The 23348-nt window shown below is 60.4% G+C and carries 6 protein-coding genes; 5 read left to right on the top strand and 1 reads right to left on the bottom strand.

Going from position 1 to position 23348, the window contains the following annotated elements; translation table 11 throughout:
* Positions 1-157: 157 nt before the first annotated feature.
* The 5 genes from MOV63_RS07795 (at position 158) to MOV63_RS07775 (ending at position 22087) form a co-directional block, all read left to right on the top strand.
* Positions 158-16093 (top strand): DUF5801 repeats-in-toxin domain-containing protein, encoded by a 15936-nt coding sequence (locus MOV63_RS07795; protein WP_247033119.1) that lies wholly within the window; start codon positions 158-160, stop codon positions 16091-16093.
* Between the two features lie 430 nt (positions 16094-16523).
* The gene (locus MOV63_RS07790; RefSeq protein ID WP_157885177.1) at positions 16524-17963 is read left to right on the top strand and encodes a TolC family outer membrane protein; all 1440 of its coding nucleotides are present in this window, start codon (positions 16524-16526) and stop codon (positions 17961-17963) included.
* Between the two features lie 18 nt (positions 17964-17981).
* Positions 17982-20138 carry a type I secretion system permease/ATPase gene (locus tag MOV63_RS07785; RefSeq protein ID WP_038545971.1) on the top strand — a complete coding sequence of 719 codons (2157 nt, stop codon included), beginning with the start codon at positions 17982-17984 and terminating at the stop codon, positions 20136-20138.
* Positions 20139-20176: 38 nt separating this feature from the next.
* The gene (locus tag MOV63_RS07780; RefSeq protein WP_247033172.1) at positions 20177-21427 is read left to right on the top strand and encodes an HlyD family type I secretion periplasmic adaptor subunit; all 1251 of its coding nucleotides are present in this window, start codon (positions 20177-20179) and stop codon (positions 21425-21427) included.
* 30 nt (positions 21428-21457) lie between these two features.
* Positions 21458-22087 carry a ribbon-helix-helix domain-containing protein gene (locus tag MOV63_RS07775; RefSeq protein WP_244446577.1) on the top strand — a complete coding sequence of 210 codons (630 nt, stop codon included), beginning with the start codon at positions 21458-21460 and terminating at the stop codon, positions 22085-22087.
* Between the two features lie 51 nt (positions 22088-22138).
* Here the strand turns inward: MOV63_RS07775 and MOV63_RS07770 are convergent, their stop codons facing one another.
* Positions 22139-23116 (bottom strand): transglutaminase-like cysteine peptidase, encoded by a 978-nt coding sequence (locus MOV63_RS07770; protein WP_247033118.1) that lies wholly within the window; start codon positions 23114-23116, stop codon positions 22139-22141.
* Positions 23117-23348: the final 232 nt, after the last annotated feature.

Genomic DNA, 23348 nt, shown 5'->3' with positions numbered 1-23348 from the left:
GTGTGGCTTTAATACGTCTCCCGGCACGCCAGTTAACCTTCCGTCAACAATTCCTTTCCCCGCACATAACCGGCTATATCCCGAAGGTTAAGGAACTCTTGCTTTATATTTGGGCGCGGAGTTGATTGCGGCACAGTTTTTATTGGGGGTTAGAGTCATGTCCGTTGAAGATCCGCGCCTGTCGAACATCTCGGAAGAAAATCTGACTGAGAATTTCTCGTCGGATATCCAGGAGGAAATTGCATCCTCCTCGACACCTTCTCCGATCGAGCACGAGATCCAGGTGGCGCAGGCCGGTGATGGCCGCACTCCGACGACGGGCCGCGTCCCGACGGATCCGAACGCGCCGGTGGCTCCTCCTGCAGCTCCGGCCGCGGAAGTGACCCCGGATGCCAACAACATCGTTCACCTGGCGGCAAACGTTGCGATTGACGATGTCCACGTCGACGGCGCCAACCTGATCCTGGTCCAGGCGGACGGCACCGAGATTGTCATCCTCAACGGCGCCACCAAGATCCCGACGATGCTGATCGGCGAAGTCGAGGTTCCCCAGCAGGTGCTTTTCGCAGCGCTGGAAGACAGCGGCATCAACGTCGCGGCCGGCCCCGATGGATCCTATAGCGCAAGCGGCCGCCCCGACAGCTCCGGCGCTCAGTTCGAAGACTCGATCCAGGGGAACCAGAACGGCCCCATTCAGCTGGCCTCCCTGCTCGGCGACACGGACTTTGGTGGCGGCGGAGGGCTTGACGCCCAGACGGGCGCAGACGATCAGCCGATTGCTATCAATATGTCGACGCCGTTCGCTCTCACCGAATCGGTGCTCGTTGACGGTATCTCCGGTAACGAGACCATCACCGGCGTGCTGCAGTTCGACGGCGGCGACGACTTTGGAATTGTGACTTCGGTCAATTTCAACAACGCCAACAACATGAACGAGGGACCGAGCCCGACCCCTGGCGCCTCGGAGGCGCTGTTCTCGGGCGGCCATCCGGTCACCGTCACGACATCTCCGGACGGCCTGACGGTCACCGGGACGATCACGGTTGGCGATGTTACCACCGCGGTATTCACGTTCCACGTCACGAATGCGGTCACCGGTGATTTCACCTTCACGCAGTCCCAGCCGCTTGATCATCCGGATGGCAACGAGGTCAGCACCGACGATATTCTGCGGTTGAACTTCTCGTTCACGGTTACCGACAAGGACGGCGACGCATCCACCGGTTCGTTCATGATCGATATCGCCGACGACGGTCCGTCGATCAGCGGTCCAGTGAAGCTCGATTCGGTGAACGAGGACGATCTCTCGAACGGCAATGACGAGGGAGAACCGCACGAGAGCCTCGTCAGTTCGGCAGCTCTTGGCATTTCCTGGGGTGCCGACGCCAATGTCAAGGACGAGTCGGAAGGCGACACTTTCGGTCGCTCGATTGCTTTCAATAGCGACGGTCTGCCACAGAACCTGACGTCGGGTGGCGTTGGAATCGTCTATGGCGAGGCGACGGTTTCGGCCAATGGCATGGTGACCATAACGGCATACAAGGGCGTCGAAGGTCCGGCGGTGTTCACCGTCACCCTCGATCCGACCTCCGAGCATGGCACGGCGACGTTCGAGCTGAAGGGGCCGCTTGACCATGCTTCCGACAGCGATGCTCTTCCGCTGACTTTCAATTATACGGCAACGGACGCCGATGGCGATTCGCAGACCGGCAGCTTCTCCGTCACGGTCGACGACGATATTCCGGTCATCGGCGAGAATTCGCTGGTTCAGCTCGACGACGATGCGCTGACCGGCGGCAATCCGGCAGGCAACGGCGATGATGCCGACTCCGTCAACGCCACGGGCGTACTCGCGCATTCTTACGGCGCCGATGGCGCCGGTTCGGTGCTGTGGATCGGCAGCGGCCTGACGCTGCCTGAAGGCTTCACCGCGACGCCGTCCGAAGACGGCAAGGTGATGACCATCTATCAGGGCGAACGCGCGGTCGTTTCGATCACCATCACCGACACGGTGACGGGCGCCTATGAGGTCACCCAGCTTGCACCGATCAACCATCCGCAGGGAACGATCCCGGGGACGGAAGACAATGTGCAGTTCACGATTTCCTACCAGGTCACCGACAAGGACGGCGATGCGGCTGCAACGCCGGGCACGCTGACCATCAATGTCGACGACGATATTCCGACGATCGGCGAGAATTCGCTGGTGCAGCTTGATGACGATGCGCTGACCGGCGGCAATCCGGCAGGCAACGGCGATGATGCCGACTCCGTCAACGCGACGGGTGTACTCGCGCATGCTTACGGCGCCGATGGCGCCGGTTCGGTGCTGTGGATCGGCAGCGGCCTGACGCTGCCTGAAGGCTTCACCGCGACGCCGTCCGAAGACGGCAAGGTGATGACCATCTATCAGGGCGAACGCGCGGTCGTTTCGATCACCATCACCGACACGGTGACGGGCGCCTATGAGGTCACCCAGCTTGCACCGATCAACCATCCGCAGGGGACGATCCCGGGGACGGAAGACAATGTGCAGTTCACGATTTCCTACCAGGTCACCGACAAGGACGGCGATGCGGCTGCAACGCCGGGCACGCTGACCATCAATGTCGATGACGACACGCCAGTCTCGAAGGGTGTGGTGACGGCGTCGACTGTTCTGGACGACGAGGCGCAGGGCAACGGTAATTCGGGGACTAGCTGGCTTGGCGATGTCAGCCCGAACACGAACACTATGACGGGTGCTGCGGGTGCCTTGTTCACAGCGGGAGCCGACGGCATGAAGTCGGTGGCGATCTCCGGCCCGGCCTTCAGCGTGATCTACATCGACGAAAACGGCTTTGCGCATAAGGAATCGGTCTCATGGGGTGCCGAGGGCGTGGTGGGCGCGAACGGTTCGACGACGTTTACGGCGACGGGCAGCGTGTCCGGTCAGACTGCCGCGGTGCTGACGATCAATGCCGACGGTTCCTACTCGGTTACGCTCAATGCCCCCGTCGCCCATGATGAGGCGCTGCCGGCGTCCGAGGAAAACAAAACACTGTCGTTCAACTTCACGGTGACGGACGGCGACGGCGATCAAGCCATAGGCACGTTGAAGGTCGACGTCAACGACGACACGCCGACGCCGGTTCTCTCCTTCGTGTCCGGTTCGGCCACTCTGGACGACGAAGCGCAGAGCGAGTTCACGCCAGCCAACCTCGGCGGTACCAATGACGCATTTTCGGACGTCAAGATCGTCACGGGCGGTGCGGGCACGCTGTTCAAGATGGGTGCAGACGGGCTCGGCACACTTGCGGTCAATCTTCCCGGGTTCAGCGTCGTCTACAAGGACGGCAATGGCTTTGCCCAGACGGAATCGGTTTCGTGGAGCGGCGGCGTTCGCGGCGCCGACGGTGTGACGACCTATACGGCGACGAGCGCCAACTATCCGGCCGGTACTCCGGCTGCGATCCTGATGATCAAGGCAGACGGCTCCTATTCGTTCACGCTGGGCGCGCCGGTTGCGCATGACTTTTCTCTGCCGGGCGTCGAAGATGACAAGACGCTGAGGTTCGGTTATCTCGTGACGGACGGCGATGGCGACCAGGCCGTCGGCGCCCTGACCATTCAGGTCAATGACGACACGCCGAAGGCCTATGTGGTGACGTCGGCAACGGTTCTGGACGACGACGGCTTTGCCGGCGGCAATGCGGGTGGAATCGGCGACGTCGCCAATGCCAACTCGGCCACCGGCGCAGCCGGTGCGCTGTTCACCGCAGGCGCCGACGGCGTCAAGTCAGTGACGCTCAACAACCCAGCCTTCAGCGTGGTCTATGAAGAGGGCGGCTTTGCCAAGACGGAATCCGTCGACTGGAGCAATGGCGTCAAGGGCGCGAATGGCTCCACGACGTTCACAGCGACCGGCCACGTCTCCGGCCAGACCGCCGCAGTTTTGGTCGTCAACGCCGATGGTTCCTACAGCTTCACCGCGGGAGCGCCGATCGTTCATCCGACCGCCGGCACCACTGAAGAGAACAAGACGCTGTCGATCGGCTTCACGGTTACCGACGGTGACGGCGACAAGGCGACCGGTACCCTCAAGATCAATGTCAACGACGATACGCCGGTGTCACAGGGTACTGTGACGGCGTCGCGTGTTCTCGACGACGAGGCGCAGAGCGAATTCACGCCGGTCAACAATGGCGGCCCGGGAGACGTTACCCCGAACTACAGCACGGTGTCGGGCGGCGCGGGCGCGCTGTTCACGGCGGGTGCGGACGGTGTGAAGTCGGTCGCGCTTGTAGGCCCTGCCTTCGACGTGGTCTACAAGGACGCTCAGGGCTTTGCGAAGACGGAAGCGGTTTCGTGGAGCGGCGGTGTGGTCGGTTCCGACGGGACGACGACGTTCACGGCGACGAGCGCCAACTATCCTGTCGGTACTCCGGCTGCGGTCCTGGTGATCAAGGCGGACGGTTCCTATACGCTGACGCTCGGTGCTCCGGTCGCGCATGACACGGTGAGCACTTCGGAGGACAACAAGTCGCTGTCGTTCGACTTCACGGTGACGGATGGCGACGGCGACAAGGCGGGCGGTACGCTGAAGGTCGAGATCGACGACGACACGCCAGTCTCGAAGAGCACCGTAACGGCTTCGCGTGTTCTCGACGACGAGGCACAGAGCGAATTCACGCCGGCCAACAATGGCGGCCTCTTCGATACGAACCCGAACTACAGCACGGTGTCGGGCGGCGCGGGCGCGCTGTTCACGGCGGGTGCGGACGGTGTGAAGTCGGTTGCGCTCGCAGGTCCTGCCTTTGATGTGATCTACAAGGACGCTCAGGGCTTTGCGAAGACGGAAGCGGTTTCGTGGAGTGGTGGCGTGGTCGGTTCCGACGGGACGACGACGTTCACGGCGACGAGCGCCAACTACCCGGCCGGAACTCCGGCTGCGGTCCTGGTGATCAAGGCGGACGGCTCCTACACGTTTACGCTGGGCGCGCCGGTCGCACATGACTTTTCTCTGCCGGGCATCGAAGATGACAAAACGCTGTCGTTCAACTTCACGGTGACGGACGGCGACGGCGACAAGGCGACCGGTACGCTGAAGGTCGAGATCGACGACGACACGCCGGTGTCGCAGATCATCGTGACGGCGTCGCGCATTCTCGACGACGAGGCGCAGAGCGAATTCACGCCGGCCAACAATGGCGGCTTTAACGATGCGAACCCGAACTACAGCACGGTATCGGGCGGCGCGGGTGCGCTGTTCACGGCGGGTGCGGACGGGGTGAAGTCGGTCGCGATCTCGGGTCCCGCCTTTGATGTGATCTACAAAGACGCTCAGGGCTTTGCGAAGACGGAAGCGGTTTCGTGGAGTGGCGGCGTGGTCGGTTCCGACGGGACGACGACATTCACGGCGACGAGCGCCAACTATCCGGCCGGTACTCCGGCTGCGGTCCTGGTGATCAAGACGGACGGTTCCTACACGTTCACGCTGGGCGCGCCGGTTGCGCATGACTTTTCTCTGCCAGGCGTCGAAGACGACAAAACGCTGTCGTTCAACTTCACGGTGACGGACGGCGACGGTGACAAGGCGGGCGGTGCCCTGATCATCCAGGTCAATGACGATACGCCAGTATCAAAGGGCGTGGTAACCTCGACGACGGTTCTGGACGACGACGGCTTTGCCGGCGGCAATGCCGGCGGCACCGGCGACGTCGCCAATGCCAACTCGGCCACCGGCGCAGCCGGTGCGCTGTTCACCGCAGGCGCCGACGGCGTCAAGAGCGTGACGCTCAACAGTAGCACTACCTTCAGCGCCATCTACACGGATGCTCAGGGTATCGCCCACTCGGAATCCGTCCATTGGTCTGCCGGCACCCCGGGTGCGAATGGTGCAACCATCTGGACGGCGACCGGTGTGATCAGCCATGCGACGGTTGCGACGCTGGTTATCAACGCCGATGGTTCCTACAATTTCACGACCTCCGCACCCCTGGCACATCCGGCCTCCGGCACGACGGAAGAAAACCTGTCGCTGACCTTCTCCTACACAGTCACCGACGGTGACGGCGACAAGGCGACTGGCTCCCTCAAGGTCAATGTCAACGACGATACGCCGCAGATCACCGGTACGAACACGCTGGTGCAGATCGATGAGGACGCGCTTGCCCACGGGAACCCAAACGGCAATGGCGACGACATCGATGCTACGGCTCTGACCGGCGTTCTCACTCATGCATCGGGCGCGGACGGTACGGCCTCGGTTCTCTGGTCGACGGCCGGCGTGACGCTTCCTTCCGGCTTCTGGTTCTCGGTTTCGACCGATGGCACGGTAATGACCATCACGCAGGACAAGGGCGGCACCTATGTGCCGGTCGTGACCTTGACGATCACCGACACCGCGACGGGCGCCTATTCCGTAGCCCAGGTCGCGCCGATCAACCATCCCCAGGGAACGATCCCGGGCTTCGAGGACAATGTCCAATTCACGGTGTCCTACGACGTCACGGACGGTGATGGCGACAGCGTGCGCGGCACGATCAGCGTCAATGTCGATGACGACACGCCGACGGTGGAAACCAACGCGGTGATCCAGTTGGACGACGACATGCTGACCGGCGGCAATCCGGGCGGCGTCGGCGACGACGTCGAATCCCAGGTTCTGACCGGTACGCTTGCCAACCACGGCGGTGCCGACGGCACGGCCTCGGTCCTGTGGGCGCCGAACGGCCTCACCCTTCCGAACGGCTTCTGGTACGACCTGTCCGCAGACAGCAAGACGATGACGATCACGCAGCTGCAGAACGGCTCCTATGTCAACGTCTTCCAGGTGACCATCACCGACACCGCGACCGGCGCCTACAAGGTCGAGCCGCTCAACCCGGTGGCCCATGGCGTGGCCGGATCGGAAGACAATGCCCAGGTTTCCTTCCAGTATCGGGTGACCGACGGTGACGGCGACGTTGCCACCGGCACGCTTACAGTCAATATCGACGACGACACGCCGGTTTCCACCGGTGTGATCGGAACCGGCGCGATCACTGAAAGCGGCGCAGGCGGTTCGATTTCCGGCGAGCTTGCCGCCCTGGTATCGCCGGGCGCTGACGGCATCGGCCGCTACTCTGTCGAAACCACCGATCTGTCCTCCAGCCTGACTTCGCTGACGTCCGGCGGTGTCGCGCTTACCTATTCCGTAGTCGGCAATGCCCTGGTGGCGAAAGCCGGTACGGCGACGATCTTCACGTTCAGCGTCGATCCGGCCACCGGCCATTACACCTTTACGCAGACCGGCCCGCTCGACCATACCGACAGTGTAGTTATTGATGGCGTATCGATCCCAGCTGCTGCTCTCGACGTTGCGGGCAGTCATGCGGCTGTCGCTGATGTCGGCGGCAACGATCTCGCCTTCGTGGGACACATGCCGGATGGCGACGCGATCATCCGCGTCAGCAATGATGGCAACAGCGCAGTCACCTGGACGCTTCATAACGACGCAGGCGGGGCGGATTCTGTCCTGCAAATCCCGGCCCACACCACCTGGTATGTGAATGTCGGCAACGTCGCCAATCAGACGAAATTCGGTCTTGACGGCGTAGGTTCGCCGAATGGCTCTACAACCGTCAACAATGGCCACTCGATTACCTTCACCGACGGCGACGGTTCGCTGGCGCTGGACCTTTCCTCCGCTGTCACGGTAACCGATGGCGACGGCGACAGCGTGGCGCTCCATGACCAGCTGATCGTCACCGTCACCGATAGCGTGCCGACGGCCGGCCCGAATGCCATCGGAACAGTCGAGGAAGGCGGCACGGAAACCATCACCGCCGCTCTGACGGGCCTCTCCTGGGGCGCGGATGCCGGAAGCGCGCGCACGCTTTCCTTTACCGGAAGTGTCGCGACAACGGATCAGAACGGCGTTTCGGTGACGGCGCTCAGCTCGAACGGCCATCCGGTGACGATCGATGTCATCAATGATGTGCTGACCGGGTTCATCGGCTCGACCAATCCGCCGGCCGCCGGCGATATCGTCTTCACGGCATCGCTCAATGTGGCCACCGGCGCCTACAGCTTCTCGCTGCTTCAGCCGCTCGATCATACGGCGCCGAATGCGACGAGCCAGTATCTCGATCTGGCCCTCGGCTTCACCGCCACCGACACGGACGGCGACGCCGCCGCTTCGACTGTGACCGTTCGCGTCGACGCGGCAGGCTCGATCGACTCGATCAACTATTCCAGCCTTTCCACCAGCGTCTTCGTCAACCTTGACAACGTTGCCCATATGGTCGGCAGCCAGACCGTTGCAGCTGACACTGCGACCGACGGTGCCTCCGTGATCGACAAGGTCGTCGGTATCGACAGCGTCTCGGGCATCGTCGATGCCCTGGGTGGTGCCGGCAACGATGTGCTGATCGGCGGCGGCGAAGCCAACAAGCTCACGGGCAATGGTGCCAACGATTATCTGGATGGCGGCCTCGGAGCCGATGTTCTCGACGGCGGCGAGGGTAACGACACTTTCGTCCTCGGTGCGGACGTGACCGGTTCCGGTACCCGTAACATTCAGCTAGGTGACGGCAGTCTCCTGGCGGTCAATATCGCTGGTCTTGCCGGCACTGCCGACAAGGTTGTCGGTGGCGCAGGAAACGATACGATCATCCTGGAGCGGGATGGCAAATCGGGCTTCGTGGCCGATTACAGCACGGCTCCGGGCTATCTCTCCGGCGTCGAAAAGATCGTCGGTACCGATGGCAACGACGTCATTCTTCTGGCTGCAGGCTCCACTGCGGACGGCGGACCGATCACCATCGAAGGCGGTGACGGCAACGACATCCTCGGCGGCTCGAATTCTGCCGATATCATCAACGGCGGCACGGGCAACGACCTGATCTCCGGCCTCGGCGGCAACGACATCCTCAAGGGCGGTGCCGGCAATGACGAGATCTGGGGCGGCGCCGGCGACGATACGATCGACGGCGGCGACAACACCGACAATATCACCGGCGGCCTCGGCAACGATACGATCAACGGCGGAGCGGGAGGCGATACCTTCAACTACACCGTTGGCGACGGCGTCGACACCATCAACGACGACAGCGGGATGGACCTTCTGATCGCCAATGGCAGCGCCAATGTGGAGCAGTCGGTCGTCTCGGTGACTGCAACCGGCTTCACGCTGGATGTCGATGGCGACGGCATCGTGGACGTTACCACCAGCAGCGTGGAATCGGTCATCCTCAACCAGATGGGCGGGGCCGACACGATCACCCTGCGCTCACTGGATAACGCCGAAACGATCACGATCGAGGGCAATTCCAACCTCCTGCAGATCCATGGCAGCGGCTTGCCGTCCATTTCAGGGATCAGCACCTCCGCGGTGAGGATCGAAGCCAACGGCGGCAATGACGTCATCAATGCAAGTGGGCTCGACGCCTCGGTCTCCCTGACCGTGGATGGCGGTGCTGGTAGCGACACTATCACCGGCTCGGCTGGCGCTGACATCATCCGCGGCGGTGCTGGCAACGACACGATCATCTACAAGGTAGGCAGCGCTGCCGACGTGATCGACGGCGGCACGGAAACCGGCTCGATCTTCCCGGACTACGACGTCCTCAAGATCGCCGGCGATGCCGAGGGCCGCACCTTCACGATCGGCAAATCGACCCTGGCGGACCCGCAGAATGTTGCGCCGGCCGACGATCGGCCCGACGTGCTGGTCACCTATAGCGGCACCGGCGGAACGACTGTACGGGCCGACGAAATCGAAGGCATCGAGATCACCCTGCATGCAGGCGGCGGCACGATCAATGTCGGCGATCTCTCCGGCACCGCCATCGCACCTTCGACCATCGTCATCACCGGCGGTACCGGCGACGACGTCATCAACCTGGCCGGTCTTGCCGGCACCAAGGTGGTCGTCACCGACGCCGACGACACCACTGGCGGCGACGTGGATACGATGATCCTGGCCGGCAAATGGGCCGACTACGACATCGTTCGGGCCTCCGACGGCACCTTCTCCTTCAGCCTCGGCGGCACCGTCGTGGCGACGGCGAAGAACATCGAGCAGTTCACCTTTGCCGGTGAGAACAACGGCAACGGCGGCACCGTGCAGGCCATCGAGCTGGTCAACGATGCGCCGCATGCCATTGCCGACACCAATGCGGGTGATCCGGTAATCGAGGCCGGCGGCATCGCCAACGGCACGGCCGGCGACGCTTCGGCAACCGGCAATGTGCTGACCAACGATACCGACGCCGATATCTTCGACACCAGGACCGTCACCTCGATCCAGTTCGCCGGCGGCGGATTGACGGCCGTTCCCGGCAATAATGGCGATGTCACGGTTGCCGGCACCTACGGCACGCTGACAATCCATGCGGATGGCAGCTATGCCTATGCACTGGACAACAATGACGCCGACACCCAGGCGCTTGTCCAGAACACGCACGCCAGCGAAGTCTTCACCTACGGGATGAAGGATGCCCATGGCCTGACTTCGACTGCGTCGCTGACCATCGCGATCACCGGCACCAACGACGCCACGGTCATCGACCTGAATGGCGCGGCTGGCGGAAACGGTGCGGCGACCAACGCCACGGAACAGACACCGCAGCAGTTCGCCTGGCAGGCAAGTCTTGCAGACGTCGACTCTTCGACGCTGCAGTCGATGACGGTGACGCTTGCCCACAACCTTGATGGAGCAAGCGAGACGCTCTTCCTCAACGCGACGGCAACCGCCGCCGCCGTGGGCTTGAACGTCGGCTACAATTCAACCACCGGCGTGCTGTCGGTCACCGGTTTGGCATCGATCGCCACCTATGAGACGATCCTCAAGAACATCGTCTACCAGGACAACAGCGATAACCCGGATACCTCGATCGACCGCACCCTGACCGTTGTGGTCAATGATGGGGTTTCCGATAGCGCGCCGCAGGTTGCGACCGTTCACATGATCGCCATCAACGACGCGCCGGTATTGGCCGGCACGTTGACTGGGGTGGTCGCCGAAGGCGGCAGCCACGTCCTCACTTTCGCCGAACTCGGCTATACCGATCCGGACGATGTCGACGGCGGCGTGGTCTTCCAGGTCTCCGTCTCCGGCGAGACGCACGGGGTGATTTCCAACGGCGGAGCTTCGGCGACCTCGTTCACCGCCGCCGAACTCAAGGCCGGCCTGATCACCTACACCCATGACGGTTCGGAAGGTCCGACCGCATCCTTCTCGGTCAAGGTCGAGGACGGCAACGAGGACAACTCGGCACCCGGCACCGGCACCTTCAACTTCACCGTGACGCCGGTCAACGATGCACCGGTGGCGCATGACGACGTCTATTTCATCGACGAGGACACCACCCTCTCGGGCGTCAACGTATTGACGAACGACACGGATGCCGAAGGCGATACCCTCATCAGGGTTGGCAACATAACGGTTGGGGGGAACCCGGCCGCATCCGCATCGCTGGAGACAGGCGGCGCGTTGACCTATCACGCGGAGGCAAACGAGAGCGGTTATTCGGTCATCGGCTATACGGTCTCCGACGGCAACCTCACGAGCCAGGGTACGATCACCGTCAATATCCGTCCGATCGCGGACGCCGCCACCATCTCCGGCTCCGGCTCCGGCAGCGAAGATGGTGCGGCCGCCATTGGGCTCAATATTGCTCTTGGCGACACGGATCATTCCGAGAAGGTGACACGAGTTGAGTTGAGCGGTTTCCCGGACGGTGCAACCTTCAACCAGGGCTCGTTGCAGGGTGGTGTCTGGGTCATCGAGAATGCTGCCGGGGTTGTTACCACCGGGCTGACGATGACTCCGCCGGCCAATTACAACGGCAACTTCACGCTGAACGTGGCAGCAACGGTCCTCGACAGCGCTATGCTCTCCGATGGCCTTCACACGGATACCGCGGTTTCGACCGGTTCGATCGAGGTTGCCATCACAGCGGTGAACGATGTGCCGGTTCTCGTCCAGCCGATTGCCGACCAGAGCATTGCGGAGGAAGGCACGATTTCCTTCCAGGTTCCGGCAGGCACGTTCTCGGACATCGACTCGGCACTGACCTACACGGCAACCCTCGGCGATGGTTCGGCACTGCCGGCCTGGTTGCACTTTGACGCCGGGACAGGGACTTTCAGCGGTGTTGCGCCGTTGAACTACAACGGCAGCTTCGATGTGAAGGTGACTGCCACCGACGGTTTGAACGACGTTTCGGACACCTTCAATATCGCGGTCACGCCGGTCAACGATACACCGACCCCGCACAACGACGTCTTTTTCGTCGACGAGGACCATACGCTCTCCGGCGTCAATACCCTCGCCAACGACACCGATGTCGACGGGGATACTCTGCATCCGACCGCGGCGACCATCACGTCGGGGCCGACGGGCAGCGGCCTCCTGTACTCCAACGGGGACCTGGTCTACACGCCGCACGCCAACGCCAGCGGTATCACCACGATCCAGTATACGGTATCTGACGGCAGCGGCGCCGCAAACGCCACGGCTTCGGCAACCATCACGGTCAATATTCGGCCGGTGGCTGATACTGCGACGATCTCCGGTTCTGGTCTCGGCGCTGAAGACGCAGCGGCCAACATCGCGCTCAACATTGCCCTTGGCGACACCGACGGGTCGGAAAAGGTGACGCGGGTCGAACTGTCGGGCTTCCCGGCCGGTGCGACCTTCAGCCAAGGCGCGCTCGAAGGTGCGGTTTGGGTCATCACCGATACCGCCGGGGTCAATACCTCCGGCCTGACGATGACACCGCCGCACGACTTCGCCGGCAACTTCGACCTGAACGTTGCGGCGACGGTCCTTGACAGCGCCACGCTCACCGATGGTCTGCACACCGATACTCTGGTTTCGACCGGTTCGATCGGGGTGGCCATCACGGCGGTTGACGATGCGCCGGTTCTTGCGAATGCGATTGCCGACCAGAGCATTCCGGAGGAAGGCACGATTTCCTTCCAGGTTCCGGGAGACACATTCTCGGACGTGGACTCGACACTGACCTACACGGCCACCCTCGGCGATGGTTCGGCACTGCCGGCATGGCTGCATTTTGATCCCAGCACAGGGACGTTCAGCGGTGATGCGCCGTTGAACTACAATGGCAGCTTCGATGTGAAGGTGACCGCCACCGATGGTTTGAACAGCGTTTCGGACACATTCAACATCGCGGTCACTCCTGTGAACGACGCCGCGGTTCTGACGCCGGTGACCGTCAACCTGACGGAAACCAACGCAGTCCTGACCTCGGGCGGCACTCTGACGATCAGCGATGTCGACAGCCCAGAGACCTTCGTCGCTCAGACGAATGCTGCTGGTTCGAACGGCTATGGCAAGTTCACGATCAACACGAATGGAACGTGGACTTACGCCACGAACACTGCCCACGACGAGTTCGTGGCCGGCCAGACCTATACGGACAGCATCACGGTGTCGTCCGCAGACGGCACGACAACGACGATCACCGTCGACATTGCCGGCACGAACGACGCCGCGGTTCTGACGCCGGTGACTGTGAACCTGACGGAAACCAACGCAGTCCTGACCACGGGCGGCACTCTGACGATCAGCGATGTCGACAGCCCGGAGACCTTCGTCGCTCAGACGAATGCTGCTGGTTCGAACGGCTATGGCAAGTTCACGATCAACACGAATGGAACGTGGACTTACGCCACGAACACTGCCCACGACGAGTTCGTGGCCGGCCAGACCTATACGGACAGCATCACGGTGTCGTCCGCAGACGGCGCGACGACGACGATCACCGTCAATATTGCCGGCACAAGCGATGCGCCGACTTATTCCGTCATCGCCGATATTGCGGGCAATGGTCAGGGCAATGCCATGACCATTCAAGCATCGGAGCTTACCGGTAATACTTCGTCTTCCGCGACGATCACTGCAATTTCGAATGTAAGCAGCCTTGATCTAGATGGCGGTGATATATCCGCTGATGGTAAATCCGTTCAGATCAAGGACATCGGCATCACGAGCGGTGGTTCGTTTACCTATCAGTTGAGCGACGGATCGACGGGAACTGTGTCGGTGGTCGGTGGCTCCACGATCACAACGCCGGACAACGGGAATTATATTCTCGTAGCCAGAGACGGGGTCGTTAACACAATGACCGGCAGCAATGGTGACAATATCTTTATTGGCGGCACCGGTGCCGATACCATTGCAACCGGCAACGGTGTAAACACGGTTTATGGTGGAGGCGGTAACGACACCATCACGACCGGCAATGGCACCAACACGATCACCGGCGGCAGCGGTAACGACAGGTTCACCCTTGGCACGGGGACCAACACCATCACCGACCTGGGCAACGGAGACATTCTCGTGGCGGCGGGAACCACCGTTGCGACAGCTGACACTAACTGGTCGGCGTCGAGCAGTTCGGGTTCGCTTTCCTCCAACAGTGGCTCGGCAACGATCATCGCGGCTGGCCACGACATCAGCGTTGCCAATGCCACCGGCGCGAATGGCTGGACACTGACCAATGATGGTGATTCCACGGCTGTCTCGCTGACCGGTTCGTCCAAGGCCGACACCATCACGGGCGGTTCGGGCAACGATACGCTGAGCGGCGGTGCGGGCAAGGATACCATTACCGGCGGTGGTGGCAATGACACCATCACCGGCGGTGGCGGCGGCGACACTCTTACGGGTGGCGCAGGCAGCGACACGTTCGTGATTGCTGCCGGCGATTCCACGCCTCAAATTGGCGGGACCTTAAACGACGGCACCATCACGGGCTATGACGTGATCACCGACTGGGGTACCGGCGGAACTGCGGACAAGCTCGACTTCTCGGTGCCAGTGAAGCAGGCCAATCTATTCGTCACCAATGGTGTTGACTCTACTCTCGCAATCGGCGGAGATACCGTCGAACTGCACACGGTCAACTATCAAACGGGTATTGCTACGTTCTATGGCACCGATAACTTGCAGACCTATCAGAATTACCCGCCCCTTTCGATAAACTCGACACAGGCTCTTGCCGCTGTTGTGCAATATCTTATGGCCACTAACATTGGCGAAGCCGGCGCGACACTTGCGTTTAACGCAATGGGTAACGGCTACGTGTATCAGCAAACCGGAAGTGGCGCGGGCGGAACACTGGTAGAGTTGACCGGGGCACCGCTCACCGACATCTACACCACCCCCTTCAACCCTAATGGTGTCGTATCGTCTATTGACCCCATCATCCTCGATCTCGATCACAACGGCTTCACCTTCACCTCGGTCGAAAATGGCGTGAAGTTCGACATCGATGCCGATGGCCACAAGGACCAGGTGGCTTGGACCAAGACCGACGGCATCCTTGCCTTCGATGTCGATGGCAACGGCAAGATCGACAACGGTTCGGAGATCTTCACCCCGAACTTTGGCGGCGGCACGCATGCCGGCGGTGTGGCGGCGCTTTCGACGCTTGACGTCAATCATGACGGCAAGATCGATGCCTCCGACACCGGCTTCGACAAGCTGCTGGTCTGGCTGGATGCCAACGGCAACGGCATCAGCGACGCCGGCGAGCTGAAGGGCCTCCACGATTACGGCATCACCGGCATCTCGCTCGATGCTCATGGCGCGGAAGGTTATATCGACGGTCAGTCACTGTTTGCAGAGGGTTCGTTCACCTACGCAGACGGTTCGACCGGCTCGTTCGTGGAAGTCGGGTTCGACACTCTGTTCAGCGATGCGCCTGACCACTCCCTGGTCGGAACGGATGGCGACGACATCCTTGCCGGCATGCCGGGCCTGACGCAGATGACCGGCGGTGCCGGCGCGGATACCTTCGTGCTCGACCCTTCGGCCCTGCACGAACTCGACATGGCCGACATCATCACCGACTACAAGTCGAGCGAAGGCGATGCGGTCGATGTTTCGAAGCTCCTTGACACCCTGCTTGGTCATCAGGCAACCGGTGAAGAGGCTGCCGCGAACGTTCGCACCACGATTGCCGGGAACGACACGACCGTCGGCGTTCAGGTGGCGACCGATAGCTGGAAGGACGTCGCCGTGCTTCAGAATCACACGGAAGCCGTCAAGATCCTCTTCGACGACGACAAGCACGCGGCCAACATATCTCATGTCTAAGTGAAGATTGCCCAAAATCGAAACAACGGAAAAGGCGCGCAAGCGCCTTTTCTTGTTTCAGAAGATGCTGATCAATAAAATAATACCAAAACTTGAGTCTCTTCAATTTTATACACTTTTGAGGCGTTACGTGATTTGCGGCCAACTACGGAAGGGACATACCGATGTGTCTCGGAGGCTACACAAGAGGTAAATGTATACGCCTGGGCAATTAGATGCCAAACCACAAGTTTTTAGGCCGATATTTTGTCGTCAGAAATTTCACATAGAAAACAATTATATAGATAGTTTCCATTTGGTAATTAACCCTAGGCTATGGAATATTCCGAGCGGGCTTGGGCCTCTGAATTAGAAATGATAATACTTCCCAACGAAATCGCCGCAGTATATGAATGCCGTAATGGGATTTAGATCGGCGAGGGGCTTCCGATTGTTTAAGAGCAAAAGAATTTTGGCGACGCTGTTGGCGACTGTAGCTTTGGGGATCGTGTTTAGCGCGCCTGCCAATGCAATGACGCTTGATGAAGCGGTAGCAAAAACCTTGAAAACGAACCCACAGATCATGCAGGCGGTGGAAAACCGCGAGGCTGTGGAGTTCGAGTTGAGGCAGGCACGCGGCCTTTATCTTCCTTCGATAGATTTGCAGGCAGGTGTAAGCCGGCGTAGACTGTCGAACAGCAGTACAGGTACGCTTACCCGCGACTATGAAAACTTCAAAGGGTCCGATGCGAGCCTGACGATTACTCAAACGTTGTTTGACGGCGGTAGTCGCCGTTCTCAGGTCGAGCAGCAGGCATCGCGCGTTGATGGCGCTTCGTTCCGCGTTGTTGAGCGGTCCGAGTCGCTGGCTCTTCAGGTCACTCAAGATTATCTCGAGTATATCCTTCAGTCCAAGATCGTCGCTATTGCTCAGCAGAACGTTGCTGCCCACAATCAGATCCTCGGCGATATCGGTGCCAGCATCCAGGGTGGTGCGCTGACCGACGCCGATCGTCTGCAAGGCCGCGAGCGACTCGAGGCGGCACGTGCCCGGTTGCGCGAAGCCCAGGAAGAGCTGGAACTTACGAAGATCCGTTTCCTGAAGACGGTCGGCGAGCCGATCGGCCCTGTGAAGGCGCCGGTATCGCTCGCGAAGTTCATTCCGAAGACGCTCAACGATACGATCTTCATCGCCAAGAAAAACAGCCCGCAGATTCATGCGGCGGATGCCGATGTCGATGCGGCGGATGCCGGTGTGCGTGGCTCGCGCGCCAACTATCTGCCGAAGGTCGATCTTCAGGGCAGTGCGCGGGTCGGCAACGACATCGATGGCAACCAGGGCAATACCAACGACGTTCAGGTCGGCGTGACCGCCCGCTGGAACCTCTATCGCGGTGGTATCGATCAGGCGCGCGAGCAGGAGCAGATCCGTCGCGCCAGCGAGCAGCGTTACGGTTTGGCCCAGGCCCATCGCGAGGTCGAAGAATCCATTCGCTCCGCGTGGAACGAGCGTAGCGGCCGCGGCGAACTGGCCGGGATCCTGGCGCGCCAGTCCTCGACGAACGGCAGCCTTGTCACCTCGTATCGCGAACAGTTCAAGGTCAATCAGCGTTCGCTTCTCGATGTGCTGGATGCTCAGAATACCCGTTTCAACACCAGTATTCTTGCGGAAACCGCACGATTTGCTTCCCTTTTCGCCGAATACAAGATCCTGGCCGCATCCGGCAGTCTGCTTCAATCGATGAAGCTGAAGCCGGTCGGCCAGGCTGAGGCGTATGCCCGGAATGAGTTTGCTGTCCCGGGTGGCGTCACGAATCCTGGCTATGTCGAAGTTGACTCCCGTCAAAAGGCTGGCATGCCCATGGATCTCCTGGCGCCGATCCGACAGTAACGGATTGGCAAGGACCAAATGCTCAACGTAAAGCTCGACCACGCAGATACTACGCCGTTTCGGACATTTAAAACTGCATTCAGGTCTGTTGCGAGCTTTTACGGGCGCCCGACGTCAGACATCGTCCTGTTCTCCGGATTGCCGGATGAGGTTTCCGAATCTCTGGAACTGGACGATGTCGAACACCTTGCCCAGCGTATCGGGCTGGAAGTCATCCGCCACGGCGAACGCGAGTGTCGCGAGGGCAATTTCGACTGCCCGGCCATCATCGTCTTCGAGAACGGCGGCGTGCTGCCGCTACTCGAAACCGATCCCGATGGAAACTACATCACGGATCTCGTTCCGGCCTCGGGAAATCCCGTCAAGCTGACGCGTCAGGAACTCGTGGCCCTGAAGCCGAGCTTCGGTTTTGCCTTCACTCTTTATTATCAGAACGCGTCCGAGCATGCCTCGGTTGGTACAGCCGGAGAAATCGAGCGCCGCCACTGGCTGTTGCGGGCGCTGGTTCCCTATTGGCGCACCTATATCCGCGTCATCATGGCTGCGCTGTTCATCAATCTGATTGCGCTCGGCTCGCCGCTGTTCACGATGAACGTCTACGACCGCGTGCTTCCCAACAAGGCGTTTCCGACGCTTTGGGTGCTCGCCATCGGCATTACGCTTGCCTACACGTTCGATTTCCTGCTGAAGACCGCCCGTGCCGCCCTCATCGACCATGCCGGGCGAAACGCGGATTTGCGCCTGTCCCAGATGATCTTCGACAAGGTGTTGAATTCGACGCTCGCTTCGCGTCCGTTATCGACGGGCGAATATGCCAACCGTGTCACGCAGTACGAGTTCGTCCGTGAATTCTTCACGTCCAACACGGTCGGCCTGCTGATCGATACGGCGTTCGTGTTCATCTTCCTGATCGTGATCTACACGCTTTCCGGCTGGCTTGTGGTGATCCCGTCGGTAGCCTTGCTGCTGTCAGTGCTGATCGGCCTGCATGCCCAGGCCAAGATCGGTCACCGCATGGCAGCGGCCACCAACGAGGCGTCACGCCGTCAGTCGCTGCTGGTCGAGACGATTTCGACGATCGAGACCGTGAAGAGCCTTCGCGCCGAAGCGGGCATGCTGCGTCGCTGGCAGGAACTGATGAAGCTCTCGAGCCGCACCAGCGAAGAAATCAAGCATGTCTCTTCGAATGCGGTGAACCTCACCAATCTTGTCCAGCAGATGGTTAGCGTCCTGATCGTGATCGCCGGTACCTACGAGTTTTCCGAGGGCCATCTGGCAATGGGCGCGATCATCGCGACCGTCATGCTGGCAGGCCGTGCGGGGGCGCCGCTCGGCCAGATCGCCATGGCGCTTGCCCGGTTCCGGCAGGCGATGACGTCGCTCAAGATCCTCGACAAGATCATGGAACAGCCGGAGGATCGTCCCTCCACGGTGGGTTTCGTGAACCGCGAGATCAAGCGGGGCGGCTTCAGCTTCCAGAACGTTTCCTTTCAGTATCCGGGCTCTGACTACAAGGTCATCAATCAGCTTTCGCTGACCGTCGCTCCTGGCGAGCGGGTCGGGATCATCGGCCGCATCGGCTCGGGCAAAACGACGCTCGGCCGCCTTCTCGACGGCCTCTTCCTGCCGTCCGACGGTCGCCTGCTGATCGACGGCGTCGATATTCGCCAGTATCACATGTCGGAAGTCCGCTCGGCGGTGGCAGTGGCCGGGCAATCATCCGATCTGTTTTCGGGGACGGTGAAGGAAAACCTGCTGATCGGCCGCGCCGATGCGACGGACGAGGAATTGCTCCACGTGTCGCAGATGACCGGCGTCGACGAGTTCGTTTCCAACCATCCGCGCGGTTTCGACATGCCGGTCGGCGAACGCGGCAGCAATCTCTCCAGCGGCCAGAAACAGGCCCTGGCGATCGCGCGCCTGCTGCTGACCAAGCCGAAGATTGTCTTTCTTGACGAGCCATCAGGCGCCATGGATCTTGCGAGCGAGCGCCACCTGCTCGCCAAGCTCTCGACCGCATTCAGCCGCGACACGACGCTGCTGATCGCCACGCACCGTTTCAGCATGCTGGAACTGTGCGAACGGCTGGTGGTGATCGACAAGGGCCGCATCGTTGCCGACGGGCCGAAGGCTGCCGTGCTCGAGGCAATGCAGCGCAAGGGAGCAAAGCCGTGAGCAGAGGCGTTCACGACAATCCTCCGTTCTTCGCTCGCATGCTGGTCGGGCTGGTGGCCGCCTGCATGGCGACATTCCTTGCCTGGGCCGCACTTGCGGAGATCGACGAGATCGCCCGGGGCGAAGGCAAGGTCATTCCCATTTCCAAAACCCAGATCATCCAGTCATCCGAAGCCGGGGTTGTGCAGGACATTGCGGTTCAGGTCGGCCAGGTGGTTCGCAAAGGCGATCTGATCGTTCAGCTGAACAATACGACAACCGAATCGACGCTCGGGGAATCGGTTGCCAAGGCAAGGGCGATCGGTGCGAAGATCGCACGGTTACAGATGGAAGAAAAAGGCGAGTACGACCAGCCGTTCGTATGTCCGGCGGATGTCTTGAAGGTCGCCAAGAACGTCTGCGACAACGAAGATCGGCTGTTTTCGGCAAACAAGGCCAGCTACAAGAACAAGTTCGATGTGCTCCAGGAGCGCGTGAAGCAGCGTCAGAACGAACTCAGCGAAGCCAATGCCAATATCGATCGGCTTGAACAGAATATCGCCTCCTCGATGCGGCAGCGCGATCTTTACGGTCCTCTCGCTAAAAAGGGGCTGGTCTCGCAGACGCAGCTTCTGACGATCGAAAGCCAGCTTACGGACCAGCAGGGTCAGCTCAAGGTCTATCAGGAAAGCCTGATACGCCTTCGTGGTGCTGTCGATGAAGCAAAACTCCAGGTGGGTGAAATTTCATTGGCGGTTCGTCAACAGGCCCTCACCGACAAGGCGCAAGCTCTCGCAGAGCTCTCGGTCATCGACCAAACGATCCGCGGTGCTTCGGACCGCGTCAAGCGTACCGACATTCGCTCGCCGGTCGACGGCATCGTCAATACCCTGGAAGTCAACACGATCGGCGCTTACGTGGATCCGGGCCGTGTGGTTGCCGGAATTGTCCCGACGGCCGATACGCTGCTGATCGAAGCGCGGATATCGCCACGCGACGTTGCGTTCGTCCGCCGCGGGCAACCGGCGATCGTCAAGATCACGGCCTATGATTTCGCGATCTTTGGCGGACTCGAAGGCGAAGTGACCAACGTTTCCGCTGACAGTATTGTCGAGAAGGAAAAGGGCGAGACTTACTACCTCGTTCAGGTCAAGACCAACAAATCGGAGCTGGAACGCAACGGCAAGTCCTATCCGATCATCCCTGGCATGATCGCGTCCGCGGAAATCATGACGGGCCGCAAGACAGTCCTCAGCTACCTTATGAAGCCTATCAATCGGGCGCGTTCCGATGCGCTTACCGAGCGGTAGAGGCCTCCAATGAAATCAGGTGCGCTTTCAATGTCCGTCATCGAACCTGCGGGCGACCCGCTGCCGATCATCGACAAGGAAGAAGTCGAGCCGCGTTTTCGCGCGGTTGTCGCGCGCAATGGCGAGCGCCGTGGTATCAGGCTTGAGAAGATCTATTGGGAAGGCCTCAGCCGGATGTCGGCGGCGGGCAAGATAACCACGGGCGATCTGGTTCAGTACACTGCGGCCCAGATGCCGGAAGCGGGCAATCTCACCTCGTTGCTGCGCGTCCTCAGCCTTAAATGGGCGCTTGGGCGGCTGGCGACGGTCGAGGATGTCTCGTCGCTCGAAAATCTCAACGCGCTGGTCCAGGCTTCACCGTCGCCGACGGTGGTGTTGACACGTGAAAAGCGCCTGCAATTCTTCAACGAGCCGTTTCTGGTCATGCTTCGGCAGCGGTTGGTGGGGGAGGATACGTCGCAGCTGATGAAGACCTTGAAGTTCTCGATCGACACGCAGATCGAGGATGCCATGGATACGCTGCAGATGAACCGTGGCAAGACCTTGAATACCGGCTTCACGATCTCCTGCGCCAGGCAGGTCATCAAGGGTCAGATCAATCTGGCCCTTGCCCCGGCACACGAAAAGCCGATGCTGGTCGGCTATATTTCCCGTTATTGATGTTCTCAAGGTTTAAGGCCGGAGCGTAACGCGCGCCGGCCATGGGAGAGCTTAGAAGTTGGCGCCTTCGCCCGGCGCAATCTTTTCCAGCGGCGTCACCATCGCCACGTTCTGGTCCTTGCGGCGTGAGCCATGCAGGAAGCCCTTGCCGCCTTTGATGGAGTAGAGCGGCATATAGTCGGGAAGCTGGGTGTCCAGGAGAACCTGATTGCGCATGTTGTCGAGAATGAAGAACTTGCCGCCGGCTTCGACCGAGAGAATGGCATGGTAAAAGTGGCGTTTCTGGTCGAACAGGACGACGATCGACATCTGGTTGGGATCGATGCCTTCCGCACGAAGCGCCGCCATCTTGAGGATCGCGAAATCTTCGCAGTCGCCCTGCTGGAGGCTGAGCGTTTCCTGCGGAGTGCTCCAGCGGTCAGCGACCTTGTAGGCGTCCTGGTCGGTGCGGTAGCGGATGGACTGGTTCACCGCGGCGTTGACAGCATTGAGCTTGTCGCGGAGCGACGATTGCGACGTGTTCATGCCGACAAGCTGGATGGCGGCAAAGGCAGGGCTGCAGCCCTTGCCGTTGCATTTCACTGCAGTGCCATTGTCCATCTCTTCGAGAGCCGGAGCGAGCTTCTTCAAGGCGGCAAGCCGCTTGAAAGGAATAGCGACCGTATCGAACACGGCGCCGTTGGACGGTGCTGGTTCTACTCGCCGGGACGGGTAAAGGTCGGCCGGCTTAATTGCGACCTCGGTCACGTTCGCAGGTCTTGCCGCAGGCAGAGCGATCTTCGAGCCGAGCTCGCTGAATGTCTGAAATGCTGCGGCAACCTGTACGTTTCCGAATGCAAGCGAAGCCATGATGGAAAGCGGCTTCGGAAGATATTCAAGAAAATGACTTCCGATGATCGATACCGTTGATCCGGTATTGATCTGAAATTGTTGCTTGTTCATGGGGGCGGATAGTGCTGTTGAAGCAATGAATGGTAATACTAGTGTGGCGACGACTGCGGCTTTCAGCGTATTCTTTTTGTTTGCCATTTTCTGTCTCCCTTGTTGAGGAGAAGTTAGCAAAGCCGCCTGAATTTCTGGTTTTTGAAGATAGATAATCTATAAATAAGTTATTTGAGAGAAAAAGCATAAAATTTTATATTCATACGTGGGCGCTTGTTAATGAGTTTTGTCTGGGCTAGCATGCCGCCGCGACAATCAAGAAGGCCGCAGAGTGGTCCACGAAATGCCCCAGGGACGTTCATTTTTTTACTGTTCAGAT

It is taken from the genome of Neorhizobium sp. SHOUNA12A, from assembly GCF_023006505.1.
Classification (GTDB): Bacteria; Pseudomonadota; Alphaproteobacteria; order Rhizobiales; family Rhizobiaceae; genus Neorhizobium.
The sequence above is the reverse complement of the archived record's forward strand: the minus strand, read 5'-3'. Positions and strand labels throughout refer to the sequence as shown.

Bases quoted from the DNA above. Each gene is read 5' to 3' on its own strand.
- MOV63_RS07795 (WP_247033119.1), top strand. From the start codon at position 158: ATGTCCGTTGAAGATCCGCGCCTGTCGAACATCTCGGAAGAAAATCTG.
- MOV63_RS07785 (WP_038545971.1), top strand. From the start codon at position 17,982: ATGCTCAACGTAAAGCTCGACCACGCAGATACTACGCCGTTTCGGACA.
- MOV63_RS07780 (WP_247033172.1), top strand. From the start codon at position 20,177: ATGCTGGTCGGGCTGGTGGCCGCCTGCATGGCGACATTCCTTGCCTGG.
- MOV63_RS07775 (WP_244446577.1), top strand. From the start codon at position 21,458: ATGTCCGTCATCGAACCTGCGGGCGACCCGCTGCCGATCATCGACAAG.
- MOV63_RS07770 (WP_247033118.1), bottom strand. From the start codon at position 23,116: ATGGCAAACAAAAAGAATACGCTGAAAGCCGCAGTCGTCGCCACACTA.